This is a genomic window from Pseudomonas sp. XK-1 (assembly GCF_038069885.1).
Classification (GTDB): Bacteria; Pseudomonadota; Gammaproteobacteria; order Pseudomonadales; family Pseudomonadaceae; genus Aquipseudomonas.
Map to the genome: position 1 here is coordinate 391,940 of NZ_JBBPES010000001.1, position 22,290 is coordinate 414,229.

The 22,290-nt window shown below is 63.0% G+C and carries 22 protein-coding genes; 6 read left to right on the forward strand and 16 right to left on the reverse strand.

All coding sequences use genetic code 11. The features are described from left to right. The first annotated feature begins 23 nt into the window (after positions 1-23). Positions 24-1,442, forward strand: a complete 1,419-nt coding sequence (locus WMW70_RS01720; RefSeq protein ID WP_325505701.1) for an FAD-dependent oxidoreductase — start codon at positions 24-26, stop codon at positions 1,440-1,442. On the opposite strand, the gene WMW70_RS01725 is transcribed toward WMW70_RS01720, so the two are convergent. After that, positions 1,439-3,349 carry a sigma 54-interacting transcriptional regulator gene (locus WMW70_RS01725; RefSeq protein ID WP_341435792.1) on the reverse strand — a complete coding sequence of 637 codons (1,911 nt, stop codon included), beginning with the start codon at positions 3,347-3,349 and terminating at the stop codon, positions 1,439-1,441. The genes WMW70_RS01720 and WMW70_RS01725 overlap by 4 nt on opposite strands. A 266-nt stretch (positions 3,350-3,615) precedes the next feature. On the opposite strand from WMW70_RS01725, the gene WMW70_RS01730 reads away from it, so the two are divergent. The 5 genes from WMW70_RS01730 to hemE all read left to right on the forward strand — a co-directional run bounded on the left by WMW70_RS01730 (position 3,616) and on the right by hemE (position 8,344). Then, positions 3,616-4,983 (forward strand): CmpA/NrtA family ABC transporter substrate-binding protein, encoded by a 1,368-nt coding sequence (locus WMW70_RS01730; RefSeq protein ID WP_341435793.1) that lies wholly within the window; start codon positions 3,616-3,618, stop codon positions 4,981-4,983. Continuing rightward, entirely contained in the window at positions 4,983-5,819 is an 837-nt protein-coding gene (gene ntrB / locus WMW70_RS01735; protein ID WP_341435794.1) for a nitrate ABC transporter permease, read from the forward strand. The genes WMW70_RS01730 and ntrB overlap by 1 nt, the downstream gene beginning before the upstream one ends. A gap of 3 nt (positions 5,820-5,822) precedes the next feature. After that, positions 5,823-6,728 carry an ABC transporter ATP-binding protein gene (locus WMW70_RS01740; RefSeq protein WP_341435795.1) on the forward strand — a complete coding sequence of 302 codons (906 nt, stop codon included), beginning with the start codon at positions 5,823-5,825 and terminating at the stop codon, positions 6,726-6,728. Beyond that, positions 6,721-7,161: a cyanase gene (gene cynS, locus WMW70_RS01745; protein WP_341435796.1), complete on the forward strand. Its 441-nt coding sequence runs from the start codon at positions 6,721-6,723 to the stop codon at positions 7,159-7,161. Before WMW70_RS01740 ends, cynS begins: the two co-directional genes overlap by 8 nt. Positions 7,162-7,276: 115 nt before the next feature. After that, positions 7,277-8,344 carry a uroporphyrinogen decarboxylase gene (hemE, locus tag WMW70_RS01750; RefSeq protein WP_341435797.1) on the forward strand — a complete coding sequence of 356 codons (1,068 nt, stop codon included), beginning with the start codon at positions 7,277-7,279 and terminating at the stop codon, positions 8,342-8,344. Positions 8,345-8,398: 54 nt separating this feature from the next. Here the strand turns inward: hemE and WMW70_RS01755 are convergent, their stop codons facing one another. The 15 genes from WMW70_RS01755 to WMW70_RS01825 all read right to left on the reverse strand — a co-directional run bounded on the left by WMW70_RS01755 (position 8,399) and on the right by WMW70_RS01825 (position 22,242). Continuing rightward, the gene (locus WMW70_RS01755; RefSeq protein ID WP_341435798.1) at positions 8,399-8,728 is read right to left on the reverse strand and encodes a c-type cytochrome; all 330 of its coding nucleotides are present in this window, start codon (positions 8,726-8,728) and stop codon (positions 8,399-8,401) included. Beyond that, entirely contained in the window at positions 8,718-9,161 is a 444-nt protein-coding gene (locus WMW70_RS01760; protein WP_341435799.1) for an excinuclease, read from the reverse strand. The genes WMW70_RS01755 and WMW70_RS01760 overlap by 11 nt, the downstream gene beginning before the upstream one ends. Before the next feature lie 70 nt (positions 9,162-9,231). After that, positions 9,232-10,467 (reverse strand): beta-ketoacyl-ACP synthase, encoded by a 1,236-nt coding sequence (locus WMW70_RS01765; RefSeq protein ID WP_341435800.1) that lies wholly within the window; start codon positions 10,465-10,467, stop codon positions 9,232-9,234. Continuing rightward, on the reverse strand, positions 10,467-11,195 hold the full coding sequence (gene fabG, locus WMW70_RS01770) for a 3-oxoacyl-ACP reductase FabG (protein WP_341436534.1): 729 nt from the start codon (positions 11,193-11,195) through the stop codon (positions 10,467-10,469). The genes WMW70_RS01765 and fabG overlap by 1 nt, the downstream gene beginning before the upstream one ends. A gap of 14 nt (positions 11,196-11,209) precedes the next feature. Next, entirely contained in the window at positions 11,210-11,674 is a 465-nt protein-coding gene (locus tag WMW70_RS01775; protein WP_341435801.1) for a hotdog family protein, read from the reverse strand. Continuing rightward, the gene (locus tag WMW70_RS01780; protein ID WP_341435802.1) at positions 11,671-12,951 is read right to left on the reverse strand and encodes a beta-ketoacyl-[acyl-carrier-protein] synthase family protein; all 1,281 of its coding nucleotides are present in this window, start codon (positions 12,949-12,951) and stop codon (positions 11,671-11,673) included. Before WMW70_RS01780 ends, WMW70_RS01775 begins: the two co-directional genes overlap by 4 nt. Further along, positions 12,951-13,451 (reverse strand): hypothetical protein, encoded by a 501-nt coding sequence (locus tag WMW70_RS01785; protein ID WP_341435803.1) that lies wholly within the window; start codon positions 13,449-13,451, stop codon positions 12,951-12,953. The genes WMW70_RS01780 and WMW70_RS01785 overlap by 1 nt, the downstream gene beginning before the upstream one ends. Continuing rightward, entirely contained in the window at positions 13,448-14,176 is a 729-nt protein-coding gene (locus WMW70_RS01790) for a class I SAM-dependent methyltransferase (RefSeq protein WP_341435804.1), read from the reverse strand. Before WMW70_RS01790 ends, WMW70_RS01785 begins: the two co-directional genes overlap by 4 nt. 11 nt (positions 14,177-14,187) lie before the next feature. After that, positions 14,188-15,444 (reverse strand): NAD(P)/FAD-dependent oxidoreductase, encoded by a 1,257-nt coding sequence (locus WMW70_RS01795; RefSeq protein ID WP_341435805.1) that lies wholly within the window; start codon positions 15,442-15,444, stop codon positions 14,188-14,190. 43 nt (positions 15,445-15,487) lie between these two features. Next, positions 15,488-17,830 carry an MMPL family transporter gene (locus WMW70_RS01800; RefSeq protein WP_341435806.1) on the reverse strand — a complete coding sequence of 781 codons (2,343 nt, stop codon included), beginning with the start codon at positions 17,828-17,830 and terminating at the stop codon, positions 15,488-15,490. Next, a complete protein-coding gene (locus WMW70_RS01805; protein WP_445942101.1) occupies positions 17,820-18,455 on the reverse strand; it encodes an outer membrane lipoprotein carrier protein LolA in 636 nt (211 codons plus the stop codon). Before WMW70_RS01805 ends, WMW70_RS01800 begins: the two co-directional genes overlap by 11 nt. Before the next feature lie 92 nt (positions 18,456-18,547). Continuing rightward, the gene (locus WMW70_RS01810; RefSeq protein WP_341435808.1) at positions 18,548-18,973 is read right to left on the reverse strand and encodes an acyl-CoA thioesterase; all 426 of its coding nucleotides are present in this window, start codon (positions 18,971-18,973) and stop codon (positions 18,548-18,550) included. Between the two features lie 77 nt (positions 18,974-19,050). Next, a complete protein-coding gene (locus WMW70_RS01815) occupies positions 19,051-20,592 on the reverse strand; it encodes an HAL/PAL/TAL family ammonia-lyase (RefSeq protein WP_341435809.1) in 1,542 nt (513 codons plus the stop codon). Further along, a complete protein-coding gene (locus WMW70_RS01820) occupies positions 20,573-21,511 on the reverse strand; it encodes an LpxL/LpxP family acyltransferase (RefSeq protein WP_341435810.1) in 939 nt (312 codons plus the stop codon). Before WMW70_RS01820 ends, WMW70_RS01815 begins: the two co-directional genes overlap by 20 nt. Next, the gene (locus WMW70_RS01825) at positions 21,508-22,242 is read right to left on the reverse strand and encodes a glycosyltransferase family 2 protein (RefSeq protein WP_341435811.1); all 735 of its coding nucleotides are present in this window, start codon (positions 22,240-22,242) and stop codon (positions 21,508-21,510) included. The genes WMW70_RS01820 and WMW70_RS01825 overlap by 4 nt, the downstream gene beginning before the upstream one ends. Positions 22,243-22,290 lie beyond the last annotated feature (48 nt).

Sequence of the window (22,290 nt, forward strand, 5' to 3'; positions counted from 1 at the left end):
AAGTGGTTTGATGAGGTATTGCAATGACTGAACGTCTGAATAACGACTTCCAGTTCATCGAAGTCGGGCGCAAAGACCCGAAGAAGAAACTGTTGCGTCAGCGTAAGAAAGAGTTCGTCGAGATCTACGACAACTTCAAGCCTGCGCAAGCGGCCGACCAGGCGCATCGTTGCCTGGGCTGCGGTAACCCCTATTGCGAATGGAAGTGCCCGGTGCACAACTTCATTCCCAACTGGCTCAAGCTGGTGTCCGAGGGCAACATCCTCGCCGCCGCCGAACTGTCGCACCAGACCAACACCCTGCCGGAAGTCTGCGGCCGCGTGTGTCCGCAGGATCGTCTGTGCGAGGGTGCCTGCACCCTTAACGACGGCTTTGGCGCGGTGACCATCGGTTCGGTGGAGAAGTACATCACCGACACGGCCTTCGCCATGGGCTGGCGTCCGGATATGTCGCGCGTGGTGCCGACTGGCAAGCGCGTCGCCGTTATCGGCGCCGGCCCGGCAGGTCTCGGCTGCGCCGACGTGCTGGTGCGCAACGGTGTGACCCCGGTGGTGTTCGACAAGAACCCGGAAATCGGCGGCCTGCTGACCTTCGGTATTCCCGAGTTCAAGCTGGAGAAGAGCGTGCTGAGCAATCGCCGCGAAGTCTTCACCGGCATGGGCGTCGAGTTCCGCCTGAACACCGAGATCGGCACAGACATCACCATGCAGCAGCTGCTGGATGAGTACGATGCCGTGTTTATGGGCATGGGCACCTACACCTATATGAAGGGCGGCTTCCCCGGTGAAGACCTGCCGGGCGTCACCGATGCCCTGGATTTCCTGATCGCCAACGTCAACCGCAACCTCGGTTTCGAGAAGAACGCGGAAGATTTTATCGACATGAAGGGCAAGCGCATCGTCGTTCTCGGCGGCGGCGACACCGCCATGGACTGCAACCGCACCTCGATTCGCCAGGGTGCCAAATCGGTTACCTGCGCCTATCGCCGCGACGAAGAAAACATGCCGGGCTCGCGCAAGGAAGTGAAGAACGCCAAGGAAGAAGGGGTGAAATTCCTCTTCAACCGCCAGCCCATCGCCATCGTCGGTGAAGACAAGGTTGAAGGCGTGAAAGTGGTCGAGACCCGTCTCGGCGCACCGGATGCCCGTGGCCGTCGCAGCCCCGAGCCGATTCCCGGTTCCGAGGAAATCATCCCGGCCGAAGCCGTGCTGATCGCCTTCGGTTTCCGTCCAAGCCCGGCTGCCTGGTTCAGCGATTTCGAGATCGAAACCGACAGCCAGGGCCGTGTAGTGGCACCGGAGCAGAGCCAGTTCAAGCATCAGACCAGCAACCCGAAAATCTTCGCCGGTGGCGATATGGTGCGTGGTTCCGATCTGGTGGTGACGGCGATCTTCGAGGGGCGGAACGCCGCTGAAGGTATCCTCGACTATCTCGGCGTTTAAGCCGTCTTAGGTCTGCGCGGCTGGGGTTTGTAGTCGCGCGGGTCAATCGCGAAGCTTTCCAGGCGTGAGCGTAGGGTGGTGGGCTTGAGTTCCAGCAGGCGTGCGGCACCATCTTTGCCCGATACCTTGCCGGCGCAAGCCGTGAGTGCTGCGATCAGATTGTCTCGTAGCTGTTTGCGTTGTTCGCCCTGGGTAAGAATGCGTGCATCCTGATCGGCAGGCGGTGCTGTCATGTGCGCTGCGCCACCATCACTGGGTAGGTCCAGGCGTAGGCGGGTGCCGGGGGAGATGATCATCGCGCGTTCGATGAGATTTTCCAGTTCGCGAATATTCCCGGGCCAGGAATACGCCTGCAGGCGCTGAATGTCCGCAAGACGCAGGCTGGGCTGAGGGCGGTTCAGTTGCCGGCAAACACGGCTTAGAAAGTGCTGAGCAAGTGCCGGGATGTCTTCCAGGCGCTGACGCAGTGGTGCCGACTCGATAGGGAATACGTTCAGGCGAAAGTAAAGGTCCTCGCGGAAGCGTCCGTCCCGTACTTCGTGGCGCAGGTCGCGGTTGGTCGCGGCGATTACCCTGACATCCACTTGGCGTGTACGCGTGTCGCCTACCCTTTCCAGCTGTTGCTCCTGCAGCACTCGGAGCAACTTGCTTTGCAACTCCAGAGGGATTTCGCCGACCTCATCGAGGAACAGGGTGCCGCCATCGGCCAGCTCGAAGCGTCCGACGCGATCATTTATCGCTCCGGTGAAGGCACCGCGAATATGACCGAAGAACTCGCTCTCAAATAGGTCGCGCGGCACTGCGGCACAGTTGACCCGGATTAGCGGTCGGCTTCTGCGCCCACTATTGTCGTGGATGGCTCGCGCAATCAGCTCTTTGCCGGTGCCCGATTCGCCGCTGATCAATACGTTGGCCCCGGTTGGTGCCACCAGTTCGATTTGTCGAATCACTTGTTGCATGGCCGCGCTGCGGCCGACCAGATTGTGTTGGGCGTAGTCGCCGCGAATTTCCTCCTGCAGATAGGCGTTCTCAAGCTCCAGGCGCTGCTGCAGTTGTTGCACTTCGCTGAGGGCCTGACGCAGACGGCGTTCGCTCTCCAGTCGTTCGCTGATGTCGCGGAACACCACCACCGCGCCCACCAGTTCGCCATCGTCACGCAGGGGCGTGCTGGTGTACTCCACGGGGATGGGCTTGCCGTCCTTGCTCCAGAACACCTCGTCGGCCACCTGGTGCACTTCGCCGTCATTGAATGCTGCGTAGATGGGGCAGGTGTGACCGTCGTAGCTACTGCCGTCGGGGTGATGATGGTGGATGAGATCATGAATGCTGTGACCTATCAGGTCTTCGGCATGCCAGCCCAGAATGCGTTCGGCCGCTGGGTTGACGAAGGTGGTTTCACCCTTTCGATTAACCCCGTAGATGCCCTCGCCCGCGGCACCTAGTATCAGCTGATTTTGCCGTTCAAACTGGTGAAAGATGCGCTCAACACCTCTCCATTCCAGCAGCCCGCGGCGTTGATAGCGCTCGGCCTCTGCCAATCCGCGCAGGCCGTCGAGTTGCCTGCGTTCCTGGATCAGCAGGCCCAGTAGGGCTTCGTCATTGCTTTCCAGGCTGCTGCCGCTGATCTCTACTTCTAGGCGTTGTGCGTTGCAGTTCTGCACGCCGAGTTCATCGCGCCAGGCATGCCCGCGCACTTGCACCTCTTCGGTAAACGTGACCAGGCCGCCCAGGTCATGGGCCCACAAGCGGCTGGCGCGCTGAGCCGGCAGGGCTTGGTCCGACCAGCCCAGCAGGCGGCAAGCGGCGGCATTGGCATGCAGAATCCGATCACTGGCGGGCGCGATGATCAAGCAGGGGATGTGCATCTGCTGGAAGAACAGGGCAGCACTGGTGCGGGCATCGGGCATAAGTGTGTCCAGAACAAGGGTCTACGAGGTCTATCAAGGCCCATGCCAATAAACGAATATTCGTAATAAAGAAATGCGGAATCTCGTTATTTACGACTTTTCGTACTCATATTTTTTTATAGAAAACCATATTAATCAGTTAGTTAGTTATGGTTTTTGGGTTGGTATGGCTCCTGCAATTGTGATCCGCGACAGCCAATTACGGCATGTGGATTTCAGTATCTCGATGCCCCGTTTGGGGGCATGCGACAGCAGGAGGAATCACGATGAGCGTCAACAGCCTGGATGACCCATTCAACCCCGGCAGCGAACTAACCCATGGTGGTGGTTGCGCTTGCCAGCGCTGTGCGCCGAGTGCCAGCGCCTTGCCCGACAACAGTGAAGCCATGCTTGATCGTGCCATAGAGAGCGCCATCGTAAGGGGGGTGTTCGGTCATAACGAACTGTCGCGGCGCAGCTTTATGGGCATGGTCGGTGGCGGCGTGGCAGCCGCCATTCTCGGCAGTCTGATTCCTATGGATGCAGTCAAGGCCGCGGTCAAAGACAGCCTCGGGCCGCTGGAAAAAAAGCAGCTGAAGATCGGTTTCGTCCCCATTACCTGTGCCACGCCGATCATCATGGCCGACCCCATGGGCTTTTATGCCAAGTACGGGCTCGAAGTCGAGACAGTAAAAACGGCGGGTTGGGCCGTGGCCCGTGACAAGTCCCTGGCCGGTGAATATGACGCTTCGCACATGCTCTCGCCGATGCCGCTGGCGATCAGCATGGGGCTGGGCTCCAGCAAGGTGCCGTTCATCATGCCGGCGCTGGAGAACGTCAACGGTCAAGCCATTGTGCTGGCCATGGAGCATCAGGATAAACGTGATCCCAAGCTCTGGAAGGGTATGCGCTTCGGGGTGCCGTTCGAGTATTCGATGCACGATTTCCTGCTGCGTTACTACCTGGCCGAGCATGGCCTGGACCCAGATCGCGATGTGCAGATTCGAGTGGTGCCGCCGCCTGAAATGGTCGCCAACCTGCGCGCCGGCAACCTTGATGGCTTCCTTTCGCCAGACCCGTTCAACCAGCGTGCGGTGTGGGAGAAGGTCGGCTTTATTCACCTGTTAACCAAAGACCTTTGGGCCGGTCATCCCTGCTGTGCATTTGCCTGCAGCCAGCGCTTTGCCAGCGAGAACCCCAACACTTATAGCGCCCTGCTGCATGCCCTGATCGATGCCACCCAGTATTCCTCGCAGGCGGAAAATCGCAAGGCTGTGGCCGAAGCCATTTCCACCAAGAACTACCTCAACCAGCCTGTGGCTGTGGTGCAGCAGGTATTGAGCGGGCGCTATGCCGACGGCTTGGGCAATGTGCTGGAGGACCCCAAGCGGATCGACTTCGACCCCTTCCCCTGGCAGTCCATGGCTGTGTGGATCCTGACCCAGATGAAACGCTGGGGCTACGTTCAGGGTGATCTGGATTACCGCGGTATCGCCGAGCAGGTTTACCGGGTCGCGGATGCCGGCAAGGTGATGGCCGAAATGGGCATGCCGGTGCCGGCTGACCCCTACAAGTCCTTCAGCGTAATGGGTAAACCGTTCAACCCGGCTGATCCGGAAGGTTATCTCTCCAGCTTCCCGCTGCGGAGGTCATGATGACGGCAGCCATCTCTATGCGCGCAGCGATTCTGTCCGTGCTGCTGTTGGTCATCTCGCTTGGCCTTTGGGAGGTGCTGTGCCGTGAGCCGGCGGGCGTGGTGCCGGCAGCTGATGATGAGTATGCCCTGCTGATGGGGGCGGCCGATCAGGAAGCTCGGGTGCCGCCACCCTCAGTGGTGTTTGTGCATGCATTCAATGAGTTGAGCCAGCCTTTCTACGATAAAGGGCCTAACGATAAAGGGATCGGCATTCAGCTGGGGCACTCCTTGTATCGGGTGCTCACGGGCTACCTCCTGGCGGCCCTGGTGGCGATACCGATTGGTTTCGTCATAGGCATGTCGCCGCTCATGTATCGGGCGCTCAATCCCTTTATTCAGATCCTGCGGCCGATTTCGCCGCTGGCCTGGATGCCCTTGGCGCTTTTTGTGATTCAGGACTCAGAGACCTCGGCGATCTTCGTGATCTTCATCTGCTCGGTATGGCCGATGCTGCTTAACACGGCCTTTGGGGTAGCCGGCGTGCGCCGTGACTGGATCAATGTGGCCCGTACCCATGAGCTCAGTCCGCTGCGCACAGCCTTCAGCGTGATTCTGCCTGCAGCGATGCCGACCATCCTCACCGGTATGCGCATCTCGGTAGGTATCGCCTGGCTGGTGATTGTGGCAGCCGAGATGCTCGTGGGCGGCACCGGTATTGGCTACTACGTGTGGAACGAGTGGAACAACCTGGATCTGGCCAGCGTGATCTTCTCGATTCTATTGATCGGTGTGGTGGGCATGCTGCTCGACCTCATGCTGGGCGGTGTCGCCCGCCTTGTCAGCTACCAGGAGTGAGTGATGTCCCGTTATTTTCTCGATGCCAGACGTCTGGCAAAGCGCTTCCCGCAACCCGGCGGCGAGCCGCTGACTGTGTTCGAAAATGTCAGCTTCGGCCTCGATCAAGGTGAGTTCGTCTGCATCATCGGCCACTCCGGTTGTGGCAAGTCGACCATCCTCAACGCGCTGGCCGGCCTCGACAGCTTCAGCGAGGGCACCCTGGAAATGGCCGGCAAGGAAGTCGCCGGGCCCAGCCTGGAGCGCGGTGTGGTGTTTCAGAACTACAGCCTTTTACCCTGGCTCAACGCCCTGGAAAACGTCGAGTTCGGCGTGCGCGCCCGCTTCCCCCAGTGGTCGCGTGAGCAGCAGCGTGCCCATAGCCGGCAATACCTGGAGATGGTTGGTTTGGGCGGCTCCGAGTTGCGTAAGCCGGCGCAGCTGTCAGGCGGGATGCGTCAACGCGTGAGCATTGCCCGGGCCTTTGCCACCCAGCCGCAGCTGCTGCTGCTCGACGAGCCCTTCGGTGCGTTGGACGCCCTGACGCGCGGCGTCATTCAGGATGAACTGATCAAGATCTGGAGCGCCACCCGGCAAACCGTATTCATGATCACCCACGATGTCGACGAGGCGATTCTGCTGGCCGATCGCATCCTGCTGATGACCAACGGCCCCCAGGCGCGGATTGCTGAGTCGGTAAAGATCGACATACCGCGGCCGCGCCAGCGTGACCAAGTCATTCACCACCCGGCCTACTACCGCATCCGCAATCATCTGGTGGATTTTTTGGTGACCCGCTCCGCCCAACTGCAGGGGCAGGTAGACACCGATGGCAGCGGTTTTCCGCCGGAGATCAATCCTGCCCTGGACGAGCCGAAAGCGGCCAGGGTTGTACCACTGACCCCTGTGAAGGAGCTTCACCATGGATAAGCAACAAATGCGCACCGCCATCCTCGACGCCAAACAGCGTCTGGGTCTGAATTGGGCCGCCCTGGGCCAAGGCATCGGCATGTCGCCGGTGTGGACCACCTCCGCCTGCTTGGGTATGAACAGCATGGCACCAGCCCAGGCTCAGGCGCTGTGCGAGATGTTGGAGCTGCCGGATGAGGTTTCCCTGGCTCTGCAGGCCTTCCCGCACAAGCATTGGGACAAGGCCATTCCCACCGATCCACTGATCTACCGTTTCTACGAAATGATCAACGTTTACGGTGACACCATTAAGGAATTGATCCATGAGGAGTTCGGTGACGGCATCATGAGCGCCATCGACTTCAGCATGGATATTTCCCGCGTAGCCGATCCCAAGGGTGATCGGGTGCAGATTGTCCTCAATGGCAAGTTCCTGCCCTATCGCAGCTGGTAATCGACGAGAAAAATCGTCGCAATGGATAAAAGGCACGGCACTCGCCGTGCCTTTTGTTTTGCGCTCTGCGAAAATGCCCGCACTTTTTGACCGATTACTTTTCTCGGGAACTGCCATGACCACCCTGAAGAACGACCGCTTCCTTCGTGCTCTGCTCAAGCAACCTGTCGATGTCACCCCAGTGTGGATGATGCGCCAGGCTGGTCGTTACCTGCCGGAATACCGCGCCACCCGCGCCAAGGCCGGAAACTTCGTCAACCTGATGAAGAACCCGGAATTGGCCTGCGAGGTCACCATTCAGCCGCTGGATCGCTACCCGCAGCTGGACGCGGCGATTCTGTTCTCCGACATCCTGACCATCCCCGATGCCATGGGCCAGGGCCTGTATTTCGAGACCGGTGAAGGCCCGCGCTTCAAGAAGGTCATCAGCTCCATGGCGGATATCGAGGCGCTGCCGATTCCCGATCCGGAGCAGGACCTGGGTTATGTGATGGACGCGGTGCGCACCATTCGCCGCGAGCTGAATGGCCGCGTGCCGTTGATTGGCTTCACCGGCAGTCCCTGGACCCTGGCTACTTATATGGTTGAAGGTGGCTCGTCGAAGGACTTCCGCAAGTCCAAGGCCATGCTCTACGACAACCCGCAGGCCATGCATGCGCTGCTCGACAAGCTGGCGCAGTCAGTCACCGCCTACCTCAATGGGCAGATCAAAGCCGGCGCGCAAGCGGTACAGATTTTCGACTCGTGGGGTGGTTCGTTGTCTGCGGCGGCTTACCAGGAGTTCTCTCTGGCCTATATGCAGAAGATCATCGACGGCCTGATCCGCGAGCACGACGGTCGCCGCGTGCCGGTGATCCTGTTTACCAAAGGTGGCGGCCTGTGGCTGGAGTCCATGGCCGAGACTGGTGCCGAGGCGCTGGGCCTGGACTGGACCTGCGATATCGGCAGCGCTCGTGCCCGTGTTGGCGACAAGGTCGCGCTGCAGGGCAATATGGACCCGAGCGTGCTGTACGCCAACCCGGCGGCGATCCGCGCCGAAGTCGGGCGTATTCTCGCCGCTTACGGGCATGGCAGCGGCCAGGTGTTCAACCTAGGCCATGGCATCACCCCTGAAGTCGACCCGGCTCACGCCGGTGCGTTCTTCGAAGCGGTGCATGAGCTGTCGGCGCAATACCATCAATAAACGCCAAGTAAAACTAAGGCCGCTAATGCGGCCTTAGTTTTATCTGCGTGCGGCTCAGGGCTTACGCAAATCGCGTACGGCCTTTACCAGTGCCAGCTGTTCGGTTGCGCTGAGCGTGTCAGCGTAGCCGGGCATGGCCCCGGGGCCCTTGGCAATGGCGTCGAGGATATCGCTGTCGCTGCTGTTGTCCTGCCACTTGGCTTTACTCAGGTTCTGCGCAAAGTACAGCCAGCCGCGCAGGGTGTTGGCGCGGCCGTCTGCAGCGTGGCATTTGGCGCAGTGCTGACGATACAGCTGCTGGCCATCCACTTCGGCCAGCGCGGGGAGGCTGGTGAGCAGGGTCAGTGCAGCGAGCAGGCCGAGCAGCGTCGGCTTATTTGACATTGGCCAGGTTACCCTTGAGCGCTACGCCCGCCATGATTGCGCCGGCGTGGCATTCGTACTTCTGACTGTCCTTGTACTCGATGTTCTTGTAGTTGCTGGCCAGGTCGACCACGGCGTTGGCACCGGCAGCCTTGGCCGCATTCTGCAGGCGGATCAAGGCCGATTGCAGCACCCAGCTGCAGGCCTCTTCGTCGCTCTTGTTGAAGGCGTTGGTCTTCTGGCTGGTAGTAACGCCGGATTTGACCACGCTGACCGCGCCAGCCGGCTTGTTGCCCGCCAGGTAGAACTTCACGCTGCCGTCTAGACGGCCGGCATTCAGGGCTTCCTGCACAACCGCGTCGAATGGCAGAAAGTGGGTGGTGTCGCGGGCCTGGCTGACAGTCGGCAACAGGCTCAGGCAGGCGGCAGCAAGGATCCAGTTCTTGGCTTTCATCGGGTGACTCCTTTCTTGTGAGTTTCTGGTCAGGGTGTTGCGCAAAAAATCAGTGTGAGCCAGCTGCTTTCTAGCTCCAGCGCTTGAAGATCAGCGAGGTATTCACCCCACCAAAGGCGAAGTTGTTGTTCATCACGTACTGGTGGCTCATCTGGCGGAATTCGCCGCGCAGGTAGTCCAGCTCGCCGCAGGCCGGATCGATATTTTCCAGGTTCAGGGTCGGCACATAGCTGTCCGCGTTCATCATTTCGATGCTGAACCAGGACTCCAGCGCGCCGCAGGCCCCCAAAGTGTGGCCGAAGTAGCTCTTCTGCGAGCTGATCGGCATCTGGCTGCCGAACAGTTCCTGGGTGGCCAGGGTTTCCGCGACATCGCCCTGCTCGGTGGCGGTGCCGTGGCCGTTGACGTAGCCGATGGCAGAGGGTTCTAAACCGGCATCCTGCAGCGCCAGTTCCATCGCTCCGCGCATGGTCGCCTGCACCGGTTTGGTGGCGTGCTGGCCGTCTGAGGTACAACCAAAACCGACGATTTCGGCATGGATGGTCGCGCCACGGGCCAGGGCGTGCTCCAGCTCTTCAAGGACCAGGATGCCGGCACCTTCGCCGATCACCAGGCCATCGCGGCCGCTGTCGTAGGGGCGCGGTGAGGTGTGCGGGGCGTCGTTCTTCAGGCTGGTGGCATAGAGTGCATCGAAGACCATGGCCTCGGTCGGGCAGAGTTCCTCGGCACCGCCGGCGAGCATCATCGGCAGGCGACCGAACTTGATCGCTTCATAGGCGTAGCCGATGCCCTGGCTGCCACTGGTGCAGGCGCTGGAGGTGGGGATCAGGCGGCCCTTGAGGCCGAAGAAGATGCTGATATTGGCCGCCGTGGTGTGCGGCATCATGCGGATATAGGAGTTGGCGTTGAGGCCGTCGGCCACCGAGTTGAGCAGCATATTGCCGAACGCCTTGATCTCGTCGGTGCTGCCGGTGGAGGAACCGCAGGCCACGCCCATACGGCCATCCTGAATGCACGGGTCGCCTAGCAGGCCGGCATGTTCCAGCGCGCGCTCGGCGGCGTACACCACCAGCTTGGAGACCCGGCCCATGCTGCGGGTTTGCTTGCGGTTCCAGTGCTTGGGTTGCACAAAATCATCCACCGGGCCGCCGAGGCGGGTGTTCAGCTCGCTGAACCTGTCCCACTCATGCATGTAGCGGATACCGCTCTTGCCCGCTTTGAAGTTCGCCTCAATCGTCGGCCAGTCGCTGCCCAGCGAGGTCACGCCGGCCATGCCGGTGACTACAACCCGTTTGCATCCGTTCATCAGCACAGCCCACCGTTCACCGCGAGGACCTGGCGGGTAATGTAGGCCGCCTCCTCGGACATCAGAAAATTCACCGCGCCGGCCACTTCTTCCGGGGTGCCCATGCGTTGCGCCGGGACCATCTTGAGGATTTCCTCGATGGGCACATCGGCATCGAGTATCTCGGTATCGATCAGCCCCGGTGCCACGCAGTTGACCGTGATCTTGCGCTTGCCCAGCTCGATCGCCAAGGCCTTGGCCGCGCCGATAATGCCGGCCTTGGAGGCGCTGTAGTTGACCTGGCCGCGATTGCCGATCAGCCCGGACACCGAGGTGATGCAGACGATGCGTCCGGCCTTGCGTCGCCGCACCATGGGCATGGTCAGCGGATGCAGCACGTTATAGAAACCGTCCAGATTGGTGCGCATGACGATGTCCCAGTCCTCCTCGCTCAGCGCCGGGAAGGCACCGTCGCGGGTCAGGCCGGCATTGCACACCACGCCGTAATAAGCGCCGTGCTGCTCGACATCGGCCTCCAGCGCCGCGCGGCAGGCGGCGCGGTCGGAGACGTCGAATTGCAGAATGCGCGCCCGCTGGCCCAGCTCAAGAATCTGCGCCTGCACCGCCTCGGCTTCCTCGCGGCGGGCGCGGCAATGCAGCACGATGTCATAGCCGCTCTTGGCCAGACGCAAGGCAATCGCCCGGCCGATGCCACGGCTGGAACCGGTGACCAGAATGGTTTCGCGCATGGCCGCTGTTTCGCTCATGACTGGGACCCCTCAAATTCTTCCTGAAGATAACTGGCCACCTGGGGTGGACGGAATACGTTAAGGCGGGCCAGGGCCTCGATGCCGGGACCGCGCAGCTGGCATTCGAATACGCCCATGCCGTTGTCATCCTGCAGCGAGCGGCTCGCATGGATATGCAGCTCGGCTCCGGCCGGGAAGCGTTCGACATTGCACTCGTACTTGCGCGTGCCGAGGAGAAAGCCCAACTCCACCGGCTCGCCGCGCAGGCGCGCCTGGCAGCCGGCGTAGGCCGCCACGCTCTGCGCCATCAGTTCGATGCCAACCCAGGCCGGCAGGCTACCGTCCTCCAGGTTAAACAGGCCGCCGTTGCGGATGGTCAGCTGGGTTTCGATGTCCTCGTCGCCAAAGCGCAGCACTTGGTCGATCAGGATCATGTCAGCGGCGTGGGGGATCAGTTCGGCGATTGGCCATTGGCTCATGGGTGTTCTCCTGGCATTTCGCCGTGCTCTTCACTCATCTCATCACCCAAGAGCAGGCTGATATTGTTACCGCCAAAGGCGAAGGAGTTGCTCATCAGTCGGCGTGGGCGACTGCTGCTCAGTTGCGTACCGGGCTGTACCAGATTCAGTGCCGGCAAGGCTGGGTCAGCCTGGCCGTCCCACAGGTGCGGCGGTAGCAGTTGCTCTGGGTTGTATTCGCTCAAGGTCAGCCAGCAGAAGGCTGCTTCCAGTGCGCCAGCCGCGCCCAGGGTGTGGCCGACCATGGGTTTGCTCGATGAGCAGGGCACCCCGTGCGGGAAGATCGCCTGTACCGCCAGACTTTCCATGGCGTCGTTATGGGTTGTGGCGGTGCCATGCAGGTTCAGATAATCGACCTGATCAGCGCTGATCCCGGCCGCCGCCAGGGCCTTGGTCATGGCCGACTGAGCACCGAGGCCCTCGGGGTGCGGTGCGGAAATATGGTGGGCGTCGGAGCAGGCACCGCCGCCAAGCAGGGCGATTGGTAAGGCGCTCCGGGATACGGCACCCCGGGCCGCACTGCCAGGCAGCGCTTCTTTAGTCATCGGCTCTTTAGTCATTAAGAACAGTGCCGCACCTTCGCCGATATTGATGCCATGGCGATTGACGGAAAACGGCTGGCAGCGCTCGACTGAGACCGCTTCCAGGGCGGAAAAACCATTCAGCGTCAGGCGACACAGGCTGTCCACGCCGCCACAGATCACCGCATCACATACGCCCAGGTTCAGCAGGCGCTGCGCGCTTAACAGCGCCCGCGCGCCCGAGGTACAGGCGGTGGAAATGCTGAAGCACGGCCCGCTCAGGCCCAGCCAGTCACTGAGGAAGTTCGCCGGTTCAGCCAGCTCCTGTTGCGCATAGTGATAATGCGCTGGCAACTTGCCCTCACTGAGGTAGGTGGCGAGGCTCTGGCTGGCTTCCTCGATGCCCGAGGTGCTGGTGCCGAGCACCACGGCGATACGCTCTGCGCCGAAACGACTGATGGCGGCGCGCAGCTCTGGCTCAATCTCCAGGGCGGCCGCCAGCAGCAGCTGGTTATTGCGACTGGGCGGATGACCCGGCAAGTCGGGTAACTCCGGCAGGCTGCCGGGCACTGCGCCGACGGTCAGCGCGCGCTCGGCCACCCAGCCGCTTTGCGCCTGCATGCCGTTGCTATCACCGGCAAACAGCGCCTTTGCTACCGCCTGCTTGCCTTGGCCGAGGGCGCAGTTAAGGCCCAGTGCGTTGAGGTAGACCGGCATCAGGGAATCTCTTCGTCGGCGAGGGCATAGACCCGGTAACTCAGTACCTGGCCCTGGCTCAGGGTGAAATCCAGCGGCGCGCGGTAGTCGATCAGCCAGTGCGGGTTAAGCCGGCGCTGGCCGTCGGCCAATTGTTGCCAGGTGCCCGGCGCGTAGCTGGCGGGCAGTTTGTCTAGAGGGGTAAGGGCGAACAGCAGGGCGGCGAACAGCTCCTGGGCTTCGCTATTGGGCGGCAGCAGGCCATCGGCGCGCCACTTGCCATCTTCCAGCAGTTGCCGCGCCAGGGGGATGCCAAGGGGATCGAACAGCGACCAGCGCAGTGCCGATTGTTCGGCCTGCACCACCAGCCACCAGATCTGCTGATCCGTGCCTTGCTGGCGTTCTACGCGCAGCGCGGCCGGCAGTGGCGCGCCGAAGGTTGGGGCGCTCAGCGGCAGCGGCGTGCGTGCGGCGCAGGCGCTCAGCAGCAGGCAGAGACCGAGCAGGGCGATGCGTTTCATACAGAATTTGCCTCGAGCGGCTTGCGCGCCACCACATTGACCAGGGTTTCATTGCGCTGGCCAACGGGTTTGGGCTTCATCAGGCCCCAGCGTTCCAGCAGGCCAAAGTCCTTGGAACGGCTCCACCACAGATAGGGGTAAGAGATGTTACTGGCGGCGAACGCGAAGCCCTGGCCGCGCAACATAGCCAGATAGCCTTCGGCGCTTTTCTGCACATGCATGGGGTGGCGGAACAGCCAGCGGATCACCCAGGTGTCGATGTAGTACTGGGTGGATTCAGCGAACATTAGGTAACCACCCGGTTTGAGTACACGCCAGAATTCGGCCAGGGCCTGCTCCTGCTCGACCAGATGATGGAAGGTCTGGTGGCAGAACAGCAGGTCAACGCTGGCGTCAGGCAGGTCGATGGCCGCGCAGTCGCTGGCAATCAGCTGCACATCCAGACCCAGACACTCGGCCTCGGCGCGCGAGCGGTCGAGGCTGTGCGGGTCGGCATCCAGGCCGATCATCCGCGCCGGTTTGAAGGCTTCGGCCAGCAGGCCGAAGGACTTGCCCTGGCCGCAGCCAGCATCCAGCAGCACCGGCGACTCTGGCAGCGGGCCGGCGAACAGACCGCGCAGATCATTGATCGCCACGCGCAGCACATGGTGTTGCCAGACATGGCTCTGCAGAAACCAGAAACCGAAGCGGGTTTCCTCGACGTAAGTGGCGGCCGGGTTGCTCATAAATATCCTTATCAACTAGTGGCGCAAAGTTCGGCGAGTACCCGCAGGCGGCGGCGCGGTTCGGCGACATAGGGGTTTTTCTGATCCCAGGCGTAGCCGGCGAGGATCGAGCTGATCATTCGGCGGATTTCCGGCTGGGCCCTCTCGAAATGAATCACGTCCTGGAAGCTGCCGTCGTACCAGCCCTCGACATACACGCGGAAGGTGTCGACGCCGCGCTTGAGTGGAATAGCAAAATCATGCTCCCAGTCCACCGTCTCGCCGCTGAGCTGACGGTGCAGGGTGCCTGCGGCCATGCTCGCCGAGCGCATGGCGATGGTTACCCCGGAGCTGAACACCGGGTCGAGGAATTCCGCGGCGTTGCCGAGCAGCGCAAAGCCCGGGCCGTGCAGGGTTTTGACGTTGGCCGAGTAGCCGCCGATGGTGCGCGCCGGGGTGTCCCACACGGCGTTTTTCAGCATCTTGTGCAGGCTGGGGGCCTCTTCGATAAATTGCTTGAGGCAGGCGTCCAGATCCTCTGGGCGACCCGTAAAGCGGCCGACCTCGGCCACCACACCCACCGAGCAGCGGCCGTTGCTGAACGGGATGGTCCAGAACCACACATCGCGCAGGGTCGGGTGGGTGGTGATCAGGATCTTCTCGCGGTCAAAGCCGGTGCCTTCGCTGCGGTCTTCGACGTGGGTAAACACCGCCTGGCGCACCGGGAAGTTCGACGGCGTGTCGAGGTCGAGCAGGCGCGGCAGCACGCGGCCGTAGCCACTGCCATCGAGGACGAAGGCGCATTGCACTTGGTACTCGTGGCCATCGGCCAAACGGCGCACGCTCAGGCGTGGGCAGTCGCCGCTGCGCGCGCCGCTGAAGTCGACGGCGAAGATTTCCTCTTCATAGCGGATTTCCACGCCCTGCAATTCGGCCTGGTCGGCCAGCAGCTTGTCGAAGTCGGCGCGCAGCACCTGATAGGTTGACCCCTGACCTTTGGTGAAGGTGTCGCGGAAATCGAACTCGGTGTAGCGCTCGCCCCAGCTGAAGGCCGCGCCATGTTTGGTCTGGAAGCCGGCCGCGCGCACCGCGTCGAGCATCCCGGCTTCTTCGACGAAGTCCAGGCAATGCGACAGCAGGCTTTCGCCAATCGAGAAGCGTGGGAAGCGCTGGCGTTCGAGCACCAGCACGTCATGGCCGTTGCGCTTGAGCAGCGCTGCGGCAATCGCCCCGGACGGACCGGCCCCGATGACTACGACCTGACGTTTTTCGACTTCAAGAGACTTCATCGCGGCTTATGCCTCATTAATGAACGGTAATGGTTCGGAGTGTTCATGCAGTGTGTCTCTGGCTTGTACCGCTCTGTTGGGTGCCCGCCCATGGCGCAAGGAGGAAGCAGAACAGCAGACCGAGGCTGATCGCCAGGCCGAAGTTGGCGATCGCCGGAGTGTCGCTGATCAGCAGCAGGCCGAACGACAGCCAGCTGGTCAGCGCCGAGAGCAGGGTGCCGAGCAGGCTGACCGCCGGCCCGCCGATATTCTCGCGCATCAGAATGGCGTAATCGACGCCGATGGCGGTGATCAAGAGCAGGCCAAACAGGCTGAACAGGGTCAGCGGCTGGCCCAGCCAACCGAGGCAGGCCAGCGCAGCGAGGGCCGCCAGCAGCGGCAGGCAGACCACTCGCAATGCGCCGCCGAGGCCGAAGGGCAGGCACAGCAACAGCAGGATGGCGATGGAGGACAGCAGTTTCAGTTCGGCGGCGCTGAGTTGGGTGGCACTGAACAGCGCATTGAGTTCGCTGATCCGATCTACCAGCTGCACCCCCGGCAGGCCCTCGACCAGCGGCTGGAGTTCGCTGCTGTTGCTAAGCCCTTGCAGGCTGACCAGCCCGGCCACACCGTCTGCATGAGCGCCTAGCCATAGCGCTCGCCAGGCCTCGCCCAGGGGGCTGGCCAGGGCCTGTTCCAGGCTGGCCTGGTTATTTTGCTGGAGCGCGAGCAGCTCGCCGTGCAGCGCGGCCGGCGGAATGCCCAGATCGAGCAGCGGCTGCCAGTGCTGCGGCAGTGCGCCTAGCGCGGCACGCAACTCCTGCAGTTGGCTATCCGGGGCGACCAGTTGGCTGAGGGCGCGGTAGTCACGCAATTGGCCGTTCTGCACGGCCTGATCCAGGCGCTGGCTGAGCGCCGCCTGGCGCTCCAGCAATTGCTGCGGGTTAGCGGCGCGGATCAGGAAGAACTGGCTGGTGGGCTGCTGGCCGGTCAGCTCGGCGATGCGCTGGGCCTCGGCCAACAGGCGCGGTTCCTGGCCCAGCCACTGGCGCAGGTCATTCTGCGTATGCAGTTGCCACAGGCCACCGGCGCAGAACAGCAGGAGCAATGCCAGCAGCGGCGCGCTGCCGACTTTGCCTAGCAGGCGTGCCCGACCGGCCAGCAGGTGTTGGCTAAAACTCAGCAGTTGCGGCGCTGGGCTTAGCCGCAGGCCGCGCAGCCAGGCCGGCAGCAGGCATACCGAGCACAGATAGGCCGCAATCAGCCCAGCGGCGGAAAACACTGCGACCTGGGTCAGCGCCGGAAACGGGGTAAAGGCCAGTGCCAGGTAGCCGATCAGGTTGGTGCCCAGGCTCAGGCTCAGGCCCGGCAGGGTGGCGTGCAGGGCACCCCAGCTGCTCCAGCCTTCCATGCCCGCGGCGTTGCTCCAGCTCTTGCTTAAGTAGTGTTGCGGATAGTCGGCGGCGACCCCGGTCAGGCTGGCACCGAGCACCAGGGTCAGGGCGTTGATCTGGCCGAATACCAGCACGCAGGCGGTGCAGCCGGCGAGCAGCGCCATGCCGATGGGCAGCAGGCTGACCAGCACCCGCACGCGGCGGAAGGCCAGCAGCAGCAACAGCAGGGTGCCGAGCGTCGCGCCGCCGCCAATCAGGCTGATCTCGCGGGTGGCCTTGGCCTGCCCGGCGGCAGCGTACAGCACGCCGCCGGCCGCCAGCAGTTGCCCACCGGATGTTTCGATCTGCGCGCGGGTAGCGGCGACTTGCGCGGCAATCAGCGGCGGCTCCTGCATATCGAAGGCGCTGCCCCGGGCGCTGGCGCGCAGCAGGGCCCAGGTCATGCCGGGTTCTTCCAGCAGCAGTGCGCCGCTGCTCAGGTCGGCCTGGATGCGACTGCCGGGATTCAGCGCCTGCTGCGCGCGTACGCCCAGGCCCAGCCAATCCTGCTCGATGGGCAGCAGGCTAAAGCCTGCAAAGGTGTCGAACAGCTGGGCGGCGCGTTGTTCGATCAACTGCTGTGGTTGTTCCAGCAACAGCTGGCGATCCGCCGCCGGCAACAGGGCCAGGCGGTTGTTGCGCAGGTAGTCGCGCAGCGCCGCGAGATCGCTGTCGACGCTCCACTGCACCTGGGCAAAGCGCCCGCTGCCGCGCCACTGCTCGCCCACCTGCTGGACCAGGGCAATCGCCTGGTCGCGCTGCGGGTGGCCGATCAGCAGTAGCAGGTCGCGATTGAGCGGCTCCTGCATACGCTGCTCGGCTTGCTGCACCAAGGCGTCGCCGCTGCCGGCGGGCAACAGGGCGAGCATATCTGCCGCTATGGGTGGGCCGTTGCGCCACTGCCAGGCGGCGAGCGCCAGCAGCGCTGCAAGCAGCAGCAGAAAGGCGCGCGGTAGCCAGCGTTCACTGGGCAAAGTCGCGTTGCTCCTGCTCGCTCAAGGCATCACCGGCCAGGCTTTCTGGCAGGCGCAGCACGCTGTGATCGCCCTGGGTTTCATGCAGCTCGATACGCTGCACCAGCGCGCCGCCGTCGATCTGGATGCGGCTGAAAATCTGCTTGAGCAACACCGAGTTCGGCACCAGGCGCAGTTGCCAGGCCTCGGCAGTGCCGCTCAGTTGCAGCTGGAAATCCCGCGCCAGGCCGCTGTGGTCGCCCTTGAGTACGGCGAGAAACAGCCGGCTCTGCTGGGCCGCGACATCCTGGCCGGGTTGCTGCTGCCAGCCATTGGGCGTGCGCTTGGCGATGCCCTGGCCGTCGATGCGGTAATCCTGCTTGAGCGGGCTTTGCAGCTGCCAGAGCAGGCCGAGATCGCGGCTGAGGACAAACTGGCCGCGACTGGTCAGCGGCTGCGGCAGGGCGCGCAGGTGCTTTTCCTGAATCAGCGGGCCGCGTACCACGGCAGGTTTGGCCAGCTGAGCGCTGAGCTGGTCGAGGTCGAAGGCACAAGCATCGGATGCCAGAAGCAGCAGAAACGCAAGCTGTAGCCCGGATGCAATCCGGGAGCGGTGGCGGGTCGGAGAACGCTTTCCGGATTTCATCCGGGCTACGAGGCCGGCACCGCGTTGGGTATCACCAAGCTCAACCCAGCCTACGGGGTTGAGTACGCGGCTTAATCCGGCCCAAAGACTGTTCACGCCAACACCTTTTCGACGGCTTCGATCAGCACCTTGGGCGAAGCAAACTGCATTTCCCGGGTGGCGATTTCCACCGCCACCTGCACGCTGCTGCCCCGGGTCATGCGTTCGCCGCTGGCGGCATCGGTGATCAGGTAGTTGATCTTCAGGCGGTTCTCCCATTCGATCAGGTCGGCGCGCACGATGATCTTCTGGCCGAACTGCGCGCCACGGATATAGCGCAGCTGCAGGTCGATCACCGGCCAGGCGTAGCCGGCGTCGCGCATCTGCACGTAGTTGTGGCCGAGCTTGTCGAGCAGGGCGCAGCGCGCTTGTTCGAAGTATTTGACGTAGTGGCCGTGCCAGACCACTTCCATCATGTCGACGTCGAAGAACGGCACCACCAGCTCGATCTCGGCTTGTAATACGCCTTTGCTACGCATGGGCGGCTCCTCGGCGAGCGCACCCTACGCGGCGTGCGGCGCTGGTCGTAGGGTGCGCCGTGCGCACCAGGGCAGACTTAGGCATACAGGTTCCAATGTTGTTCGCGGATACGCACCAGGCACAGGCGCAGCTCGGCTTCCAGGGCACGGTCCTCGATCACCGGGTGGAAGTCCACGGCCAGCTGTTCGCGCATGGCGACGACGGGGGGCGGGATATCGCTCTTGCCGTCGCGCTGACGCAGCCACACGCCCTGATTGGCGGCCAGCAGGGTGGCGGCGGCCACCTGTTCGGTCAGTTCCAGGCTGCGCAGGGCGTCGCGGGCGGCGATGGTGCCCATGCTTACCTTGTCCTGGTTGTGGCATTCGGTGGAGCGCGAGAACACGCTGGCCGGCATGGTGTTTTTCAGGGCTTCGGCGGTCCAGGCGCTGGTGCCGATCTGCACGGCCTTGAAACCGTGGTTGATCATCGCGCTGACGCTCGGTGCGCCAGACAGGTTGCTCGGTAGACCGTGGTTGTAGCGGCTGTCGACCAGCAGGGCGAGTTGGCGGTCGAGCAGGTCGGCGACGTTACCCACCAGGTTTTTCAGGCTGTCCATGGCGAAGGCGATATGCCCGCCGTAGAAGTGCCCGCCGTGCAGCACGCGTTCGGCTTCGGCGTCGATCAGCGGGTTGTCGTTGGCGCTGTTCAGTTCGATCTCGATGAACTGGCGCAGCAGGCCCAGGCTGTCGGCCAGCACACCGAGCACATGCGGCGCGCAGCGCAGCGAGTAGCGATCCTGCAGGCGATGCAGCGGCGCGGTCGGCGCGTCGATGGCCAGGTCCTGGCGCAGCCAGGCGGCGACCTGCATCTGCCCCGGGTGCGGCTTGGCGGCGAACAGGCGTTCGTCGAAGTGTTCCGGGTTGCCTTCCAGCGCCACCACATTGAGCGCGGTGATGCGGGTGGCCAGCTTGAGCAGGTAGTCGGCGCGGGAGAACGCCTGGCAGGCCAAGGCGGTCATCACCGCCGTGCCATTCATCAGCGCCAGTGCCTCTTTCGGGCGCAGGGTCAGCGGCGTCCAGCCGAGTTCGTTGTGCACCTCGGCGGCGCTGCGGCGCTCACCCTTGAACATCACCTCGCGCTCGCCTGACAGAGTGGCGGCGACGTAGGACAGCGGCGTGAGGTCGCCACTGGCACCCACCGAGCCTTCTTCCGGAATCAGCGGCAGCACATCAAATTCGAGAAACGCCTGCAGGCGTTCCAGCAGTTCCACGCGCACCCCGGAAACGCCCTGACACAGCGACTGCAGCCGCGCGGCCAGTACCGCGCGGGTGCTGGCTTCATCCAGCAGCTTGCCCAGGCCGCAGCCGTGGAAGGTGTAGAGATGGCGCGGCAGCGCCTCGACCTGGTGCAGTGGCACCGCCACCACGCAGGAGTCGCCGTAGCCGGTGGTAACGCCGTAGATCACGCCTTCCTTGTCCAGCAGGCTGTCGAGAAAGCGCGCACCCTTGGCGATCTTCTCGCGGTAGGCGGCGTCGCTTTGCAGGCGGGCCGGCATACTGCGGCTGGCCAGGGCCACGACCTGCTCGATGGACAAGTGGGCTTCGCCGAAGATCACCGGGTCAGGCTGATATGTCGTCATCTTTATTCCAGAAGGGGTAGAAATTGAACCATTGCAGGGGCGCATCCAGGCAACGCTGCGCGAGCTGGTCGGCGTAGCGCTGGGTCCAGTGGCGGATCACCTCGTCCCGTTCGCTGCGCTTCCACTGCAGGCGCTCGGCGAAGGGTTCGATGATCACCTGGTAGCGGTTATCGATTTTCAGGCAGTGAATCAGATTGACCGGGCATTGCAGCAGCCCGGCCAGCAACCAGGGGCCTTGGGGGAAGGCGGCGGGCTTGCCGAGGAAGTTTACGCGGACCTTGCGGCTGCCCTTGAGCGGTACGCGGTCGCCGGCTATCGCCAGCCATTCACCGCGCTCCAGGCGCTCGGACAATTGCAGCATGATCGCCGCGTCCAGCTCACTGACCTGAATCAGGCGCAGGTGGGTGGCACCGGCCTCGCCGAGCAGGCGGTTGAACTGTTCGGCGTGTTTGGTGTGCACCAGCACGTTCATCGTCACCCGTTCGCCGAGTTCGGCCAGGGCGCGGCAGACTTCCAGGTTGCCCAGGTGCGCGGCCACCAGCATCTGCCCACGGCCTTGCTGGTGCAGCTGGGCACAGGCGCTGCCCGGGTCGACCAGGGTCACCTGTTCCAGGCCGAGCTTGCCATTCCACACATCGAGCTTGTCCAGCAGGGTATCGGCGAAACTCATGAACTGACGAAATACCGACCGGCGAGTGGGCTGCAGCTCGGCACGGCCGCTCCAGTTGGCCAGGTTACGTTGGTACTGATGAATGCTGCGCCGCGCCTCGCTGCCGAACAGGTAGAAATACAGCACGATCAGGTACAGCAGTGGGCTGATCAGGCGGCGGCCGAGCAGGCGCGCCAACCAGGCGGTGAACTTCATCAGAACAAAGCTGCCGCGCTCGCGCTGCCCGGCCCAGTGCTGCTGGCCACTCATGCGCGGCACCTGCGCCAGAGGATCTGCGGGGCGCGCAGCAACATGCCGAAGAACAGCTTGGCGTGCATCTTCGAGATCAGCGCGTTGTCGTGCCACAGGCGAAAGTGCGAGAGGCCATCCAGCGGGTAATGCACCTTGGTCGGCAGCCAGTGCATCGGCTGATTGCGCCAGGCCAGGCGCACCAGAATCTCGGTGTCGAAATCCATGCGCTTGCCGATGCTGACCGCGTCGATCAGCGCCAGGGTGGCCGGCAGCGGGTACACGCGAAAGCCGCACATGGAATCACGGATGCTCAGCGACAGGGTGTTGATCCACACCCACACGTGGGTCAGGTAGCGCGCGTAGAGGCGGCCTTTCGGCACGCTGTCGTCGTACTGCGGGTAGCCGCAGATCAGCGCCTCGGGCGCGGCTTGCGAGGCCTGGATAAAGCGCGGCAAATCGCTGAGGTCATGCTGGCCGTCGGCGTCCACCTGCAACGCATGACTGAAGCCCAGGCGCGCCGCTTCACGCAGGCCGGCCATCACCGCGCCGCCCTTGCCCTGGTTGACCGCCAGGCGCAGCAGATGGGTGTCGGGTTGCTCGGCAAGCTGATCCATCACCGCGGCGCAGGCCGGACTGGAGGCGTCGTCCACCAGTACGCAGGGCAGGCCGGCCGCATGCAGCGCGGCGACCACCACGGGCAGCGCATGCTCGTGGTTGTAAACCGGAATAACCGCGCAGGGCTTATTCATGGGGAGCGCCCTGCGTAGGATGGGTCGGGCCGCGCAGGTGGAGCAACG

Excerpts from the sequence above, each read along its gene's own strand:
- WMW70_RS01720 (WP_325505701.1), top strand. The coding sequence starts at position 24 with ATGACTGAACGTCTGAATAACGACTTCCAGTTCATCGAAGTCGGGCGC.
- WMW70_RS01725 (WP_341435792.1), bottom strand. The coding sequence starts at position 3,349 with ATGCCCGATGCCCGCACCAGTGCTGCCCTGTTCTTCCAGCAGATGCAC.
- WMW70_RS01730 (WP_341435793.1), top strand. The coding sequence starts at position 3,616 with ATGAGCGTCAACAGCCTGGATGACCCATTCAACCCCGGCAGCGAACTA.
- ntrB (WP_341435794.1), top strand. The coding sequence starts at position 4,983 with ATGACGGCAGCCATCTCTATGCGCGCAGCGATTCTGTCCGTGCTGCTG.
- WMW70_RS01740 (WP_341435795.1), top strand. The coding sequence starts at position 5,823 with ATGTCCCGTTATTTTCTCGATGCCAGACGTCTGGCAAAGCGCTTCCCG.
- cynS (WP_341435796.1), top strand. The coding sequence starts at position 6,721 with ATGGATAAGCAACAAATGCGCACCGCCATCCTCGACGCCAAACAGCGT.
- hemE (WP_341435797.1), top strand. The coding sequence starts at position 7,277 with ATGACCACCCTGAAGAACGACCGCTTCCTTCGTGCTCTGCTCAAGCAA.
- WMW70_RS01755 (WP_341435798.1), bottom strand. The coding sequence starts at position 8,728 with ATGTCAAATAAGCCGACGCTGCTCGGCCTGCTCGCTGCACTGACCCTG.
- WMW70_RS01760 (WP_341435799.1), bottom strand. The coding sequence starts at position 9,161 with ATGAAAGCCAAGAACTGGATCCTTGCTGCCGCCTGCCTGAGCCTGTTG.
- WMW70_RS01765 (WP_341435800.1), bottom strand. The coding sequence starts at position 10,467 with ATGAACGGATGCAAACGGGTTGTAGTCACCGGCATGGCCGGCGTGACC.
- fabG (WP_341436534.1), bottom strand. The coding sequence starts at position 11,195 with ATGCGCGAAACCATTCTGGTCACCGGTTCCAGCCGTGGCATCGGCCGG.
- WMW70_RS01775 (WP_341435801.1), bottom strand. The coding sequence starts at position 11,674 with ATGAGCCAATGGCCAATCGCCGAACTGATCCCCCACGCCGCTGACATG.
- WMW70_RS01780 (WP_341435802.1), bottom strand. The coding sequence starts at position 12,951 with ATGCCGGTCTACCTCAACGCACTGGGCCTTAACTGCGCCCTCGGCCAA.
- WMW70_RS01785 (WP_341435803.1), bottom strand. The coding sequence starts at position 13,451 with ATGAAACGCATCGCCCTGCTCGGTCTCTGCCTGCTGCTGAGCGCCTGC.
- WMW70_RS01790 (WP_341435804.1), bottom strand. The coding sequence starts at position 14,176 with ATGAGCAACCCGGCCGCCACTTACGTCGAGGAAACCCGCTTCGGTTTC.
- WMW70_RS01795 (WP_341435805.1), bottom strand. The coding sequence starts at position 15,444 with ATGAAGTCTCTTGAAGTCGAAAAACGTCAGGTCGTAGTCATCGGGGCC.
- WMW70_RS01805 (WP_445942101.1), bottom strand. The coding sequence starts at position 18,455 with ATGAAATCCGGAAAGCGTTCTCCGACCCGCCACCGCTCCCGGATTGCA.
- WMW70_RS01810 (WP_341435808.1), bottom strand. The coding sequence starts at position 18,973 with ATGCGTAGCAAAGGCGTATTACAAGCCGAGATCGAGCTGGTGGTGCCG.
- WMW70_RS01815 (WP_341435809.1), bottom strand. The coding sequence starts at position 20,592 with ATGACGACATATCAGCCTGACCCGGTGATCTTCGGCGAAGCCCACTTG.
- WMW70_RS01820 (WP_341435810.1), bottom strand. The coding sequence starts at position 21,511 with ATGAGTGGCCAGCAGCACTGGGCCGGGCAGCGCGAGCGCGGCAGCTTT.
- WMW70_RS01825 (WP_341435811.1), bottom strand. The coding sequence starts at position 22,242 with ATGAATAAGCCCTGCGCGGTTATTCCGGTTTACAACCACGAGCATGCG.